Source organism: Frankia sp. Hr75.2, from assembly GCF_949319125.1.
GTDB classification, from domain to species: Bacteria; Actinomycetota; Actinomycetes; order Frankiales; family Frankiaceae; genus Parafrankia; species Parafrankia soli.
The window spans coordinates 54,812-67,997 of the sequence record NZ_CASGGV010000286.1 but is presented as its reverse complement, the minus strand read 5'-3'; the positions used below and the strand labels follow the sequence as shown (position 1 = coordinate 67,997).

Here is a 13,186-nt window from a genome sequence, read left to right as displayed (position 1 = left end):
GACGGGGGTTAAAAAATATGGCACTGACTATTCGGTACGCTGTTGAGTTCTCAAGGAGCAGGTGCGTACAGGAGTTCACGCCGCGAAGCGGTTCCTCCAGGCACTTTTGCCCAAATTCGTCTTGTTTAGGTTGGAAGCGCCGCGATCCTTGCCAGGATCTTGCACTCTACCCTCGGCCTCGCCCTCTCGGTCGAGGCCCTGTCCCGCGTGGAGCCACCCTGTTCGGTGTCTTCCGTGTCGCGCTGACAGAGAGAACATTACGGGTGGATGACGGGAGGCGTCAAATCAATCGGGACCTGGATAGTGTGACGTATGTCACATGGCTCCACTTGGAGCTTGACGTCGCTGTCTGATATGCGAGGCTTGAGGTTCTGCGCTCGAACGGATGGGCGACGGACCAGCCCCGCCACCAGCGCGGGAGGACCGCTCGAAACACCTGGGTACCAGCCACTGTGAAGCGGTGGACACCTCGCCGGGTCACCCGAAGCGGGGGACGTGCCGGCCGTGGGCGAGTGGCCTCTCTGTGCCGCAGGGAGCACAGTCCGTACGCGTCGGTCTGTGCGGGTTCGGTCGGGCCGTCGCAGACCACGCGCCTCAGGCGGGCATCCGCGGGGGCCGGCCCCGGCTCACCGACGGCTCGTTCAGGATCCAGAGCCGGTACGGGCGGTCGCGGCCCGTCCGGATGCCGATCCGGGGCCCACGGCCCACCTGGGTCTCGGCAACGGGTGCTCCGGAGTGAACCGTCACCGGGCCGGATCCGACGAGGTCGGTGCCGGTGAAGCCGCCGTCCACCCCCAGGGCCCGGGCGAAGCGTCCAGGCCCGCTCGCGACGCGCCAGGCGGCCGCGGCGCCCCCCGCTCCCGCGCTCCCGGCCCCGGCCTCCCCCGGCCCCGCGCCCCTCGTCGTCCCCGAGCTCGTCGCCCCGGCGGCCACGGACCCGGCCCCGGGCTCAAGCCCGGGCTCGGGCTCCGGCTGGCGGGCGCTGCCCGGAACATGCCGGGCCGGGACGGACCCGGCGACCGCACCAGCCCGGATCAGAACCGCGGCGGCCGTACCCTCCGGACCGCACACGACGTTGAAACACCAGTGCATGCCGTAGACGAAGTAGACGTAGGCGTGTCCGGGCGGTCCGAACATGACCCGCGAGCGCGGGGTCGGACCGCGGAAGGCATGGGACGCCGGATCGTCCGTGCCGCCGTAGGCCTCCACCTCGGTGACCCGCAACGCGACCGGCCCGTGCCGGACCGTCGTCCCGAGGAGATCTCGGGCGACGGCCAGCACGGGCCGGTCGTAGAAGTCGCGACTCGGAACGCCGGTCAGCTCCCGGCCCACGCCCGGTCCCGGTCGAGCACCGGCCCGAGCGCCTCGATCTGCTCCCGGACGCGCGCGGGTGCCGTCCCGCCCGGTGCCGAGCGTGCCTCGAGCGCACCACGCACCGAGAGCACCGATCGGACGTCGGCGGTGAGCAGTGGGTTGATGACCGCGAGATCGCCCTCGGAGACCTCGTCCATGTCGGCGTCGTGGGCCACACACCAGGCCACGAGCTGCCCGACGGCCTCGTGTGCCTCCCGGAAGGCGACCCCGTTGCGGACGAGGTACTCCGCCACGTCCGTCGCCAGCGCGAACCCGTCCGGCGCGGCGGCCGCGAGCCGTTCCCGGCGCACCCGCATCGTCGCGACCATGCCGGTCACCGCCGGCAGCACGACGAGGAGGGTGTCGACCGCGTCGAACACCGGCTCCTTGTCCTCCTGCAGGTCGCGGTCGTAGGCGAGCGGCAGGCCCTTGAGGGTGGTCAGCAGCCCGGTGAGCGCGCCGATGAGCCGGCCCGACTTGCCGCGGGCCAGCTCGGCCACGTCCGGATTCTTCTTCTGCGGCATGATCGAGCTGCCGGTGGCGAAGGCGTCGTCAAGCTCGACCCAGCCGAACTCCCGGGTCGTCCACAGGACGATCTCCTCACCGAGCCGGGACAGGTGCACCCCGATCAGCGCGGCGATGAAGAGGAACTCGGCGGCGAAGTCCCGGTCGGACACCGCGTCGAGCGAGTTGGCGAAGGCCCGGTCGAAGCCGAGCTCGGCGGCCACCCCCGCCGGGTCCAGCGGCAGTGAGGAGCCGGCGAGCGCGCCAGCGCCGAGCGCGCTCACCGAGGCACGCCGGTCCCAGTCCCGCAGCCGGTCGGTGTCCCGGGCGAACGCGTGGACGTGCGCCAGCAGCTGGTGCCCGAACGAGATCGGCTGGGCGTGCTGCAGGTGGGTCATCCCCGGTGCCGGGGTCTCGACGTGCTGCTCGGCCAGCCCGACGAGGGCGGTGGAGAGCTCGGTGACCCGCGCGGCGACCTGACGCGCGTGATCGCGCAGATACAGGCGCAGGTCGGTCGCGACCTGGTCGTTGCGGCTCCGGCCGGCCCGGAGCTTGCCCCCGAGCGCGCCGAGGCGCTCGAGCAGCCCCCGCTCGAGCGCGGTGTGGACGTCCTCGTCCTCGATGGTCGGGCGGAAGCGGCCGTGGGCGACCGCGTCCGACAGGTCGTCGAGTGCGCCGAGCATCGCCGTCAGCTCGGCGTCGTCCAGCAGGCCGGCGCGGTGCAGGACGCGGGCGTGTGAGCGGGAGGCGAGCAGGTCGTACGGCGCCAGGCGCCAGTCGAACTGCACGCTGACCGACAGCCGCGCCAGCGCCTCGGCCGGCCCGCCCGCGAATCGCCCGCCCCACAGCCGCAGCGGCGGCGTCGACGCGGGGGCGTCCGCCTGCCCACCCGCGTCGGCGTGCCCCCCGGTGTCCTCTCCGTCGGTGTCGTCGGCGGTGTCCGTGCGCGCCGCGTCCGTGCGCGCGGCGTCGCCCTGTGCCCGTTCGGGATCCATCCGTTCCTGCTCCTCGTCGGCCGCTGGGTGACTCCCAGTCGCCACCGACCGAATCGACATCACGGGTTGAGCCGCTGTTCGCGGGCCGCCCAGACCTTGGTGGGCAGGCCCCACAGCTCGATGAATCCCCGCGCGTCGGTCTGGTCGAACTGGTCGCCGGCATCGTAGGTGGCCAGCGCGTGGTCGTAGAGACTGCCCGGGCTGCGACGGCCCACGACCTGGGCGACGCCGCCCGCCAGCCGGATCCGGACGTCGCCGGTGACACCGACACTGGCCGAGTCCACGAAGGCGTCGAGGGCTGCCCGCAGCGGCGAGAACCACAGCCCGTCATAGACGATTTCGCCCCAGCGCTGGTCGATGCCCCGCTTGAACCGGGCGACGTCCCGCTCGAGGGTGAGGTCCTCCAGGTCACGGTGCGCGGTCAGCAGCGTGATCGCCGCCGGGCACTCGTAGATCTCCCGGCTCTTGATGCCGACGAGCCGGTCCTCGATCATGTCGATGCGACCGACGCCCTGGGCACCCGCCCGGGTGTTGAGCTCGGCGACGAGGTCCACCAGCGACAGTGCCCGCCCGTCCAGCCCGGTCGGCAGGCCGTCGGTGAACGAGATCGTGACCTCGGCGGACGGCCGGGAGACCGTCGGGTCGGCCGTGTAGACGAAGACGTCCTCCGGCGGCTGCGCCCACGGGTCCTCGAGGACCCCGCACTCGGCCGTGCGGCCCCACAGGTTCTGGTCGATCGAGTACGGGGACTTCTTCGAGACGTCGATCGGCAGGCCACGCTCCTCGGCGAAGGCGATCGCCTTGTCCCGGGTCATGCCCGAGTCGCGCACCGGGGCCAGCACGCGCAGGCCCGGGGCCAGCGCCATCACGCCGACCTCGAAGCGGACCTGGTCGTTGCCCTTGCCCGTGCAGCCGTGCGAGATCGCGTCCGCCCCGTGCTGTTTGGCGGCCTCGACCAGGTGCTTCACGATGATCGGCCGGGACAGCGAGGAGATGAGCGGGTAGCGGTCCATGTACAGGGCGTTGGCGCGGATCGCCGGGGCGACGAAGGATGCCGCGAACTCCTCGCGGGCGTCGACGACGATCGACTCGACGGCGCCGCAGGTGAAGGCGCGCTGGCGGATCGCCTCGAGGTCCTCGCCGCCCTGGCCCACGTCGACGGCCAGGGCGATGACCTCGGCGCCGGTCTCGGCACCGATCCAGCCGATGGCCACGGACGTGTCGAGGCCGCCCGAGTAGGCAAGCACGACGCGTTCGGTCACGGAGTCACTCCTTAGTTGATTCTCGGTTCACGTGGTCGTTCATGACGCCGGTGGACGGGAGGTCTGCCCCGCCTGGTCCTCAGCCGGCGCCCGCGCCGGTACCTGCGCCGATGCCGGGATGCCCGCCCGTTCCGGGTGGGACCGCCACCCGTGCGACGCCGTCGGCCAGCGACAGCAGCCGGCCGGCGAACGCTGGCCCACCGGGGCCGGTGGGCCCCGCGCGGCAGACCACCAGGACGGTGTCGTCACCGGCGATGGTTCCCATCACCTCCGGCAGGGCCGCCCGGTCGAGCGCGGAGGCGAACAGCTGCGCGGCCCCCGGCGGGGTACGCAGCACGACGAGGTCGCCGTTGGCCTCGGCCGAGACGAGAAGCTCCTCGCAGAGCCGGGCCAGCGGGATGCGCACCGTCTCGGCCGGCGCCAGGTTCACGTCGACCGAGTACACGAGCGCACCGTTGGCCCCGCGGACCTTCGTCGCGCCGATGTCCTCCAGATCGCGGGACAGGGTGGCCTGGGTGACCTGCACGCCTTCCTCGGCAAGCAGACGCGCGAGCTCCGCCTGCGACCGTACCGACCGCGCCGCGATCAGCGCGGCGAGGCGGGCCTGCCGGGCGTGTTTCGTCAGCGGCGCGGCCGAGCGGATGGTCATCGGGAACCGACACCCGCCGTGGTCTCGTCCAGCAGGAACGACAGCAGGGCCTTCTGCGCGTGCAGCCGGTTCTCCGCCTGGTCGAACACCACGGACCGCGGCCCGTCGAGCACAGCCGCGGAGATCTCCATCTCCCGGTGCGCGGGCAGGCAGTGCATGACGATCGCGTCCGGGCGGGCCGCCTCGACGACCTTCTCGTCGAGGCGGTAGGGCTGGAAGACCAGCGCCCGGCTGTCGGACTCGGTGTCCTGCCCCATCGACGCCCAGACGTCGGTGTAGAGCACGTCCGCGCCGGCCGCGGCCTCGAGCGCGTCGTGCATCACCAGGGCCTCGCCGCCGGTGACCGCACCGATCTCGTTGGCGTGCCGCACGACCTGCTCGATCGGCTCGTAGCCCGGCGGCGAGGCGACGTGGACCCGCAGCCCGGCGAGTGCGCCGGCGAGCAGCAGGGAGTGGGCGACGTTGTTGCCGTCGCCCAGGTACGTCAGGGTCACGCCGGCGAGCCGGCCGCGGATCTCCCGGATGGTCTGCAGGTCGGCGAGCGCCTGGCAGGGGTGGGTGTGGTCGGAGAGCGCGTTGATGACGGGCACGGTGGCCGCCGCCGCCATCCGGTCGACCCTGTCCTGGGCGAAGGTGCGGATGACGATGGCGTCGACGTAGCGGCTCAGGACGGCTGCGGTGTCCTCGATGGTCTCGCCGCGGCCGAGCTGGGAGGAGCCGGAGTCGATCACGATCGGGTGCCCGCCGAGCTCGGCCACCGCAACGTCGAAGGACAGCCTCGTCCGGGTCGACGGCTTCTCGAAGATCAGCGCGACCGAGCGGCCCTCGAGCGGCCGGCGGGCGGGCTTCCGGTCGCGGCGCGTCGCCTTGAGCTGGTCGGCGAGATCCAGCAGTGCGGCCTGCTCGGACGAGGTCAGGTCGGTGTCGAGCAGGAAGTGTCGGGCCGTCATGCGCTGACCTTAGATCCTTCGTCCGACTTCTTCGGGCCGGTCGCCGCGGTCCTGTCCCCCTGGGCGTGGGTCTCCCGCGCCCGGTCGGCGATGCCGGGCAGCGCGGCGACGAACGCGTCGACGTCCGCCGGGGTGAGCACGAGCGGCGGCGCGAGGCGGACGGCGTTCGCCGCGACCGCGTTCACCAGGAAACCGGCCTCGCGGGCGGCGGTCTCCACCTCGGGCGCGAACGGGGCGTCGAGCTCGATCGCGAGCCACAGCCCGACGCCGCGCACCCCGGTGACCCCGGCCGCGTCCGCGGCGACGATGCCGTCGCGCAGTACGCCGCCGAGCACCGCCGCGTGCTCGAGCAGGCCCTCGGCCACGATCGTGTCGAGCACGGCGAGGGCGGCCGAGCACACCACAGGCCCGCCACCGAAGGTGCTGCCGTGGTCACCGGGACGCAGCAGGTGACCGGCAGCGCCGATCCCGATGCAGACCCCGATGGGCAGGCCGCCGCCGAGGCCCTTGGCCAGGGTGATCACGTCCGGGACGACGCCCTCGGTCTGGTGGGCGAACCACGCGCCGGTGCGGCCGATGCCGCTCTGGACCTCGTCGAACACGAGCAGCGCGCCGTGTGCGTCGCAGGCGGCGCGGGCGGCGGCCAGGTAGCCGGGCGGCGACGGGATCACCCCGGCCTCGCCCAGGGTCGGCTCCAGGAAGACGGCGGCGGTCCGCTCGCTGACCGCGGCGGCCAGCGCGTCGGCGTCGCCGTGCGGGACGAAGCGCACGCCCGGCAGCAGCGGTTCGAACGGCGCCCGCTTCCCGGGCTGGCCGGTGATCGACAGGGCGCCCATGGTCCGGCCGTGGAAGGCCCCCTCGGCCGCGATGATCTCCGAACGGCCGGTCCGTCGGCTGATCTTGATCGCGGTCTCGTTCGCCTCGGCGCCCGAGTTGCAGAAGAAGGCCCGGCCGTCCACGCCCAGCAGCTCGATCAGGCGTTCGGCGAGCAGGAGCTGCGGGGTGTTCACGTACAGGTTGGACGTGTGGCCCAGGGTGTCGAGCTGTGCGACTACCGCCGCGCGCACCGCCGGGTGGCAGTGGCCGAGGACGCTCACCGCCACCCCGGCGATCAGGTCCACGTACTCGCGGCCGTCGGCGTCCCACACGTGCGCGCCGGACCCGCGGGTCAGGGCGATGGAGGGACGGCCGTAGGTGGCCATGATGACGGCGTCGCGCCGGTCGAGCAGATCGGCGTTCACGATCCTCCCCCGATGATGTCCACTGTTGCCGGGTCGCCCGCGCTGGAACTGGTGGTTGCCGTGACGGCGCCCTCGACCGCGACGGTGCCGGCGGCGGCGGGTGGGTCGGCGCGAATCAGCGTCCCGATGCCCTCGTCGGTGAAGATCTCGAGGAGCAGCGCGTGCGCGACCCTCCCGTCGAGCACGTGTGCCTGGGGGACGCCGCCGGAGACGGCGCGCAGGCAGGCCTCCATCTTCGGGATCATGCCCGACGACAGGGTGGGCAGGAGCCGCTCGAGCTCGCCGACGGTCAGCTCACTGATCACCTCGTCGCTCGCCGGCCAGTCGGCGTAGAGGCCCTCCACGTCGGTGAGCACGACGAGCTTGGCCGCACCCAGCGAGAGCGCCAGCACCGCCGCCGCGGTGTCCGCGTTGACGTTGTAGACGCCGCCGTCGAGGCCGCGGGCCACCGAGGCCACCACCGGCACCTTGCCCGAGTCGAGCAGGGCGTTGACGGTCGCCGGCTGGACGTCGACCACGTCGCCGACCAGCCCGACGTCCACCGGGCTGCCGTTGACCATCGCCGGGCGGCGCCGGGCGGTGAACAGGTTCGCGTCCTCCCCCGACAGGCCGACGGCGAACGGGCCGTGGTTGTTGATCATCCCGACGACGTCCCGGTTGACCTGGCCGACGAGGACCATCCGGACGACCTCCATGGTCTCCGGGGTGGTGACCCGCAGGCCGCCGACGAACTCCGAGCGCACCCCGAGCCGCTCCAGGTGGGCGGTGATCTGCGGGCCTCCGCCGTGCACGACGACGACGCGGATGCCGGCGTAGCGTAGGAAGACGATGTCCGCGGCGAACGCCTCGCGCAGCTCCGGGCGGGTCATCGCGTTCCCGCCGTATTTGATCACCATGGTGGCGCCGTGGAAGCGGGACAGCCAGGGCAGCGCCTCGATGAGCACGGTGGTCTTGGCCAGCGCGGAATGCCCGCGGGCGGTTGCCGCCGGTCCGCGTGGCGGCGCGGGGATGTTCGCTCCGGCCCACCCCACGGGCTTCACCGGGTTCGTGTCCGCGCTCATGTCGAGTACGCCGAGTTCTCGTAGACGTAGCCTTCGGTAAGGTCATTCGTGCGCACGGTGAGCTCGACGTCGCCGGCGTGCAGGTCGGCGACGATGCTGATCTCCCGCCCGCCGAGGTCGACCAGTTCCCGCGGCTCACCCGGCGCGCCGCCGCGGCACACCTGGATGCCGTTCATGGTCACGTCGAGGCGGTCGGGCTCGAAGGCCGCGGACGTCGTACCGATCGCCGCGAGTACCCGGCCCCAGTTCGGGTCCTTGCCGTAGAGCGCGCACTTGAGCAGGTTGTTGCGGGCCACCGAGCGGCCGACCTCGAGGGCGTCCGCCTCCGAGGCCGCGCCGGTGACCGTGATGGAGATCGTCTTGGTGGATCCCTCGGCGTCGCCCAGCATCTGGCCGGCCAGGTCGTCACAGACGGCGGTGACCAGCTCGGTCAGCTCCGCCTCGGGCAGGGACCGCCCGGACGCGCCCGAGGCGAGCAGCAGCACCGTGTCGTTCGTCGACAGGCAGCCGTCGGAGTCGACGCGCTCGAACGTCGTCCGGCACGCCTCCCGGACCACCCGGTCCAGTGTGGCGCTGTCGGCGACGGCGTCGGTGGTGACGACGACGAGCATCGTCGCCAGCGACGGCGCGAGCATCGCCGCACCCTTACCCATACCGCCGACCGTGACGACACCGTCACCGGCCGCGCCGGATGTGCTGGTGCGCACCGCCTGCTTGGCGACGGTGTCCGTGGTGCGGATCGCCTCGGCCGCGGCGTCACCGCCGGCCGGCGAGAGCGCCACGACCGCCTGGGTGACGCCGGGGAGGAGAAGATCCATCGGCAGCCGCACGCCGATCAGCCCGGTGGAGCAGACCGCGACCTCACCGGCGCCGATCCCGAGCGCCGCGCCGACGTGCTCGGCGGTCGCGTGGGTGTCGGCGAACCCCTCGGGGCCGGTGCAGGCGTTGGCCCCGCCGGAGTTGAGCACGACAGCGCGCAGCCGGCCGGTGGTCAGCACCTGACGGGTCCACAGCACGGGCGCGGCCTGCACACGGTTGCGGGTGAACACACCCGCGGCGGCGTCGGCTGGACCATCGTTGACGACGAGGGCGACGTCCGGACGCCCGGACGGTTTCAGCCCGGCGGCGGCGCCGGCGGCCCGGAACCCCCGGGCGGCGGTGACGCTCACTGTTGCTTCCCTTCCCTAGCTGGCAGGGCCCTCGCTGCCACCGGGGCGGTCACGGCGCGAGGCCCTGAACGCTCAGACCGGTGGTCTCCGGCTGGCCGAGCATGAGGTTGGCGCACTGGACCGCCTGCCCGGCGGCTCCCTTGGTGAGGTTGTCGATCGCGGCGACGACGACCACCCGGCCCGCCTCGTCGTCCACCGTCGCCTGCAGGTGGATGCAGTTGCTGCCGAGCGTCGACGACGTGCGCGGCCACCGCCCGGGCGGCAGTACGCGCACGAACGGCTCGTCGTCGTAGAAGGCGCGCAGGATGCCGGTGATCGTGTCGGCGTCGGCGCCGAGGCCCGTCCCCAGGTCGTCACCGGCGGCGAGGTCGGCGGTGGGCCGGGCGGTGCAGGTCGCCAGGATGCCGCGGGGCATCGGCGCGAGCACGGGGGTGAACGACAGCGACACCGGCGAGCGGGCGTACCGGGTGAGCGTCTGGACGATCTCGGGACGGTGCTGGTGGGTGCCGACCTTGTACGCGGTCATGTCGCCCATGACCTCGCTGCCGAGCAGGTTGACCTTCGCCGCCCGGCCGGCGCCGGATGTCCCGCTCGCCGCGACCACGACGATGTCGGACGGGTCGACCGCACCCGCCGCGACCAGCGGGACCAGCGCGAGGCTCACCGCGGTCGGATAGCACCCGGGCGCGGCGACCCGGTTACTGACCCGGATCTCCTCCCGCGCCCCGGGCAGCTCGGGCATTCCGTACGTCCAGGTGCCGGCGTGCTCCCCCCCGTACGCCCGGCGCCATGCCTGCGGGTCGTGGAGGCGATGGTCCGCGCCGAGGTCGACGATGCGGACCCCGGCCGGGAGGGTCGCGGCGACCGCGGCCGACTGCCCGTGCGGAAGCGCCAGGAACACGATGTCGGCGGTGGTCTCCGCCAGCGCGGCGGCGTCGACGAAGACGCGGCCGGCCAGGTCGGGCAGGTGCGGGTGGACGTCGGTCACCTCCACCCCGGCGGAGGTGTTCGCCGCCAGGTCGCCGATCTCGATGCCTGGATGGCCGAGCAGCAGCCTCAGCAGCTCGCCGCCGCCGTATCCGCTCGCGCCCGCCACTGCCGCAGTCACTCCCATGACTGCAACTTTATACACATGACCCTATGAAGATACAAGGTTTTACGGAGCGCGCCGAGGCTCCCACGGAGCGCCCTCACCATGCCACCGCCATCGAGAACCTCCCTGAAACACGGCCCTACCTGCCCGTTGAGCGACGGTTGACGCCCCGGGGGACCACTGTGGGCACACTGGTCCCGACGCCACTCCGGACAACGGCGTTCCGGAGGCGGGTCGGGGTGGGCGGTCACGGCCGTCCACCCCGATCGTCACACCGCCCCGCCGGTCATGCGGGCCGCTACCGCCCCCGGATCACGAGAAGGCACCTGCCCGGTTCGCCGCCCGTAACGCGCGCTTCCGATCAGGCCAGGTGGCCCCGCCCGCCTCGCCCGCCCGGGCCAACTCGCCCGTCCGGTCCGTCCGGTCCGTCCGCCTCGTGCCATCGCCCGGCCGTCCGGGAACCGCTCGCGTTGAGAGTTCGACAACAAACCGTCAGTCACCTGACAGTCGGCCCCCGGGCCGGGATGCCACCATCCCGGCGTCGGGCCGACCCAGGATGGGAGTGACGATGGCGATCTCACTCGGTTACCTGCTCACAGTGCTTGCCGCGGTCGCCGTCGTGGCGGACATGCGGGCGAGGGCGGTGCGCGGACGCGGACGCGGACATGGAGCGGTGCATCCCGATCCACAGTCGGTCCCGATCGAGGACCTTGCGCTGGTCACCGCCGGCCCGAAGCGCGCCGCGCTGACGGCGCTCGTGGGCCTCTACGAGGCCGGCGCCGTCGACATCCCGCTGACCTGGCGACTCAGGGTGGCCGGACCACTCCCGCCGGGAAGCACACCGCTCGCCGCGAGCGCGCACCGGCTGATCGCGAGCGCCGGCCAGCCGCTCGTGCGCGGGATTCTCCGCCAGCTCGCCCGCGGCCCCGAGATCCGGACCGCGCAGGCACGCCTGGCCGCCGCCGGATACCTGCCGCCCGCTGGTCAGGCCCGCCTGCTGCGCATCCTGCGGCTGGTGCTGCCGCTGGTCATCGTCGCGGCGGCCGTCGCGTTGACCCCGCTGGCGGACGACGGAGACGGGGCTGGCCTGGTCCCGGTGGCGATGGTCGCCGCCGCGGTGGCCGTGATCACTCTGGCCCGACCCGTGCCGGTCACCCTGGACGGCCGCCGGCTCGTGCAGGCCGCCGGTACCCGCGCCGCGGGTTACGCGGACGGGGGTGTCCCCGGTCAGCGCGCCGTGGCGGTCGCGCTGTTCGGACCGGCGGCCCTGCGGCGCGCCGACGCCGTCCTCGCGCGGCGAATGGGCGTCGGCTCCCGGCCCCAGCACGCCCGGCTCGGCGGCCGCGGCGGATCCTCCCGCGGCCACACCGGCTCGACGGACTCGGGTGAGACCGCCTTCGGCGGATTCGCCGGCTGGTTCGCATTCGGTGGGGACGGCTCGCACCACGGGGGCTGGGGGGGCGGCCACAGCGACGGCGGATGCGGCGGCGGCGGACACAGCGGCTGCGGGGGCGGGGGCGGCGGCTGCGGTGGCTGAGCGGCTCAGGGCCGCCGGGCCGGCCGGGCGCCTGGCAGGTCTCGGGGCCGGCTGGCGTCCCGAACTCGGCGCCGTCCTCGCCGAGCGGTCCGACCTGGGTTTCGTGGAGGTGATCGCGGAGTTCATGCGCCCCGGGACGCCGCTGCCGCCGGCACTCACCGGACTCGGCGTGCCGGTCGTCCCGCACGGCACCAGGCTCTCCCTCGGCGGCACCGAGCCGCTCGCCCCGTCCCGGGTGGCGTGGCTGGCCGCGGTCGCCGAACAGCTGGGCTCACCCCTGGTCAGCGAGCACGTCGCCTTCGTCCGGGCGGGGGGAGTCGAGGCCGGGCATCTGCTCGGCGTCCCGCGCACCCGGGAGGCGCTGGGCGTGCTGGCCCGCAACATCGCCGACCTGCGGGCCGAACTGCCCGTCCCACTGGCGCTGGAGAACGCGGCGAGCGTGCTCGCCTGGCCGGACGATGAGCTGGACCCGGCCACGTTCCTGACCGAGCTCGCCGACCGCACCGGCGCGCTGCTGCTCGTGGACGTCGCCAACCTGCACGGGGACGCGCTGAACCACGGCGTCGACCCGCTGCGGTTCCTCGACGCGCTGCCCTGGGAGCGGGTGGCGTACGCCCATGTCGCCGGGGGACGGGTGGCGAACGGGATCTACTTCGACACCCACCTGCATCCGGTGGCGCCGGAGGTCCTGGCCCTGGTGGGCGAGGCCGCGGCGCGCTGGTCGGGGATCCCCGCCGTCCTGCTCGAGCGGGACGGGAACTACCCCCGCGCGCCCGAGATCCACGCGGAGCTCGATGCCGTCCACGCCGCCGCTCTCGGGCCGGGCCCGGGACGGCCGGCGGGACGGCCGGCGGCCGCGGAGTTCGGGCAAAGACCGGTGACGCTCAGACAAAGAGCGGTGACGCTCGAGGAGCGGCAGGTGACGATGGTCGCCGATCTGGTGAGCGGCCGCGGTCCCGGCGACGGGTTCGATCCGGAACGGTTCGAGGCGGTCCGCGGGACGCTGATCGACAAGCGGCGCGCGGCGGTCGCCCGGTGCTGGCCCGAGCTCGCCGCGACGAGCGACTTCGCGAGCCGGTTCGCGGAGTTCGCCCGGACCCGTCCACCGGCCGGAACCCGCGCTGACGCGCTGGGCTTCGCCGCCACCGTCCACGACCGCCTCGGGCCGGGGGCTCGCCGGGAGGTGCTCGCCGCCCGCCTGTCGTCACGGCGGCTCGCCGTGATCGTCGACCGCGTGCCCGGCGGGCGGACCCTGATCGGCCTGCGACTCCCCCTGCTCGCCCCGTTCGTCCTGCCGACCGGAGCGGCGGCGGCCGGCGGCGGCTGAGCGGCGGCCGTCGCTCAGCCGTCGCTCAGCCGTCGGTGACGGCCG

General features: G+C 73.5%; 11 protein-coding genes. 2 read left to right on the top strand and 9 right to left on the bottom strand.

Annotated features, from left to right (window positions below; genetic code table 11):
* Window positions 1-594 precede the first annotated feature (594 nt).
* The 9 genes from AC559T_RS19865 to argC all read right to left on the bottom strand — a co-directional run bounded on the left by AC559T_RS19865 (window position 595) and on the right by argC (window position 10,298).
* Window positions 595-1,332: a DNA-3-methyladenine glycosylase gene (locus AC559T_RS19865; protein ID WP_498869691.1), complete on the bottom strand. Its 738-nt coding sequence runs from the start codon at window positions 1,330-1,332 to the stop codon at window positions 595-597.
* Window positions 1,317-2,912 carry an argininosuccinate lyase gene (argH, locus tag AC559T_RS19860; RefSeq protein WP_498869692.1) on the bottom strand — a complete coding sequence of 532 codons (1,596 nt, stop codon included), beginning with the start codon at window positions 2,910-2,912 and terminating at the stop codon, window positions 1,317-1,319. The genes AC559T_RS19865 and argH overlap by 16 nt, the downstream gene beginning before the upstream one ends.
* Window positions 2,912-4,114, bottom strand: a complete 1,203-nt coding sequence (locus AC559T_RS19855; protein ID WP_498869690.1) for an argininosuccinate synthase — start codon at window positions 4,112-4,114, stop codon at window positions 2,912-2,914. The genes argH and AC559T_RS19855 overlap by 1 nt, the downstream gene beginning before the upstream one ends.
* A 79-nt stretch (window positions 4,115-4,193) precedes the next feature.
* Complete coding sequence (gene argR, locus AC559T_RS19850; RefSeq protein ID WP_020459352.1) at window positions 4,194-4,763, bottom strand: arginine repressor; 570 nt, start codon at window positions 4,761-4,763, stop codon at window positions 4,194-4,196.
* A complete protein-coding gene (argF, locus tag AC559T_RS19845) occupies window positions 4,760-5,713 on the bottom strand; it encodes an ornithine carbamoyltransferase (RefSeq protein WP_071064854.1) in 954 nt (317 codons plus the stop codon). The genes argR and argF overlap by 4 nt, the downstream gene beginning before the upstream one ends.
* Window positions 5,710-6,954: an acetylornithine transaminase gene (locus AC559T_RS19840; protein WP_498869689.1), complete on the bottom strand. Its 1,245-nt coding sequence runs from the start codon at window positions 6,952-6,954 to the stop codon at window positions 5,710-5,712. Before AC559T_RS19840 ends, argF begins: the two co-directional genes overlap by 4 nt.
* The gene (gene argB / locus AC559T_RS19835) at window positions 6,951-8,015 is read right to left on the bottom strand and encodes an acetylglutamate kinase (protein ID WP_071064856.1); all 1,065 of its coding nucleotides are present in this window, start codon (window positions 8,013-8,015) and stop codon (window positions 6,951-6,953) included. The genes AC559T_RS19840 and argB overlap by 4 nt, the downstream gene beginning before the upstream one ends.
* Window positions 8,012-9,184, bottom strand: a complete 1,173-nt coding sequence (gene argJ / locus AC559T_RS19830; protein ID WP_498869688.1) for a bifunctional glutamate N-acetyltransferase/amino-acid acetyltransferase ArgJ — start codon at window positions 9,182-9,184, stop codon at window positions 8,012-8,014. Before argJ ends, argB begins: the two co-directional genes overlap by 4 nt.
* A gap of 49 nt (window positions 9,185-9,233) precedes the next feature.
* A complete protein-coding gene (argC, locus tag AC559T_RS19825) occupies window positions 9,234-10,298 on the bottom strand; it encodes an N-acetyl-gamma-glutamyl-phosphate reductase (RefSeq protein ID WP_498869687.1) in 1,065 nt (354 codons plus the stop codon).
* Window positions 10,299-10,845: 547 nt separating this feature from the next.
* Here argC and AC559T_RS19820 point away from each other — a divergent pair.
* Window positions 10,846-11,814, top strand: coding sequence for a TIGR04222 domain-containing membrane protein (locus AC559T_RS19820; protein ID WP_498869686.1), 969 nt, complete (start codon window positions 10,846-10,848; stop codon window positions 11,812-11,814).
* The gene (locus AC559T_RS19815; protein ID WP_498869685.1) at window positions 11,807-13,141 is read left to right on the top strand and encodes an MbnB/TglH/ChrH family RiPP precursor modification enzyme; all 1,335 of its coding nucleotides are present in this window, start codon (window positions 11,807-11,809) and stop codon (window positions 13,139-13,141) included. Before AC559T_RS19820 ends, AC559T_RS19815 begins: the two co-directional genes overlap by 8 nt.
* Window positions 13,142-13,186: the final 45 nt, after the last annotated feature.

Excerpts from the sequence above, each read along its gene's own strand:
- argH (WP_498869692.1), bottom strand. The coding sequence starts at position 2,912 with ATGTCGATTCGGTCGGTGGCGACTGGGAGTCACCCAGCGGCCGACGAG.
- argF (WP_071064854.1), bottom strand. The coding sequence starts at position 5,713 with ATGACGGCCCGACACTTCCTGCTCGACACCGACCTGACCTCGTCCGAG.
- argB (WP_071064856.1), bottom strand. The coding sequence starts at position 8,015 with ATGAGCGCGGACACGAACCCGGTGAAGCCCGTGGGGTGGGCCGGAGCG.
- argC (WP_498869687.1), bottom strand. The coding sequence starts at position 10,298 with ATGGGAGTGACTGCGGCAGTGGCGGGCGCGAGCGGATACGGCGGCGGC.
- AC559T_RS19820 (WP_498869686.1), top strand. The coding sequence starts at position 10,846 with ATGGCGATCTCACTCGGTTACCTGCTCACAGTGCTTGCCGCGGTCGCC.
- argR (WP_020459352.1), bottom strand. The coding sequence starts at position 4,763 with ATGACCATCCGCTCGGCCGCGCCGCTGACGAAACACGCCCGGCAGGCC.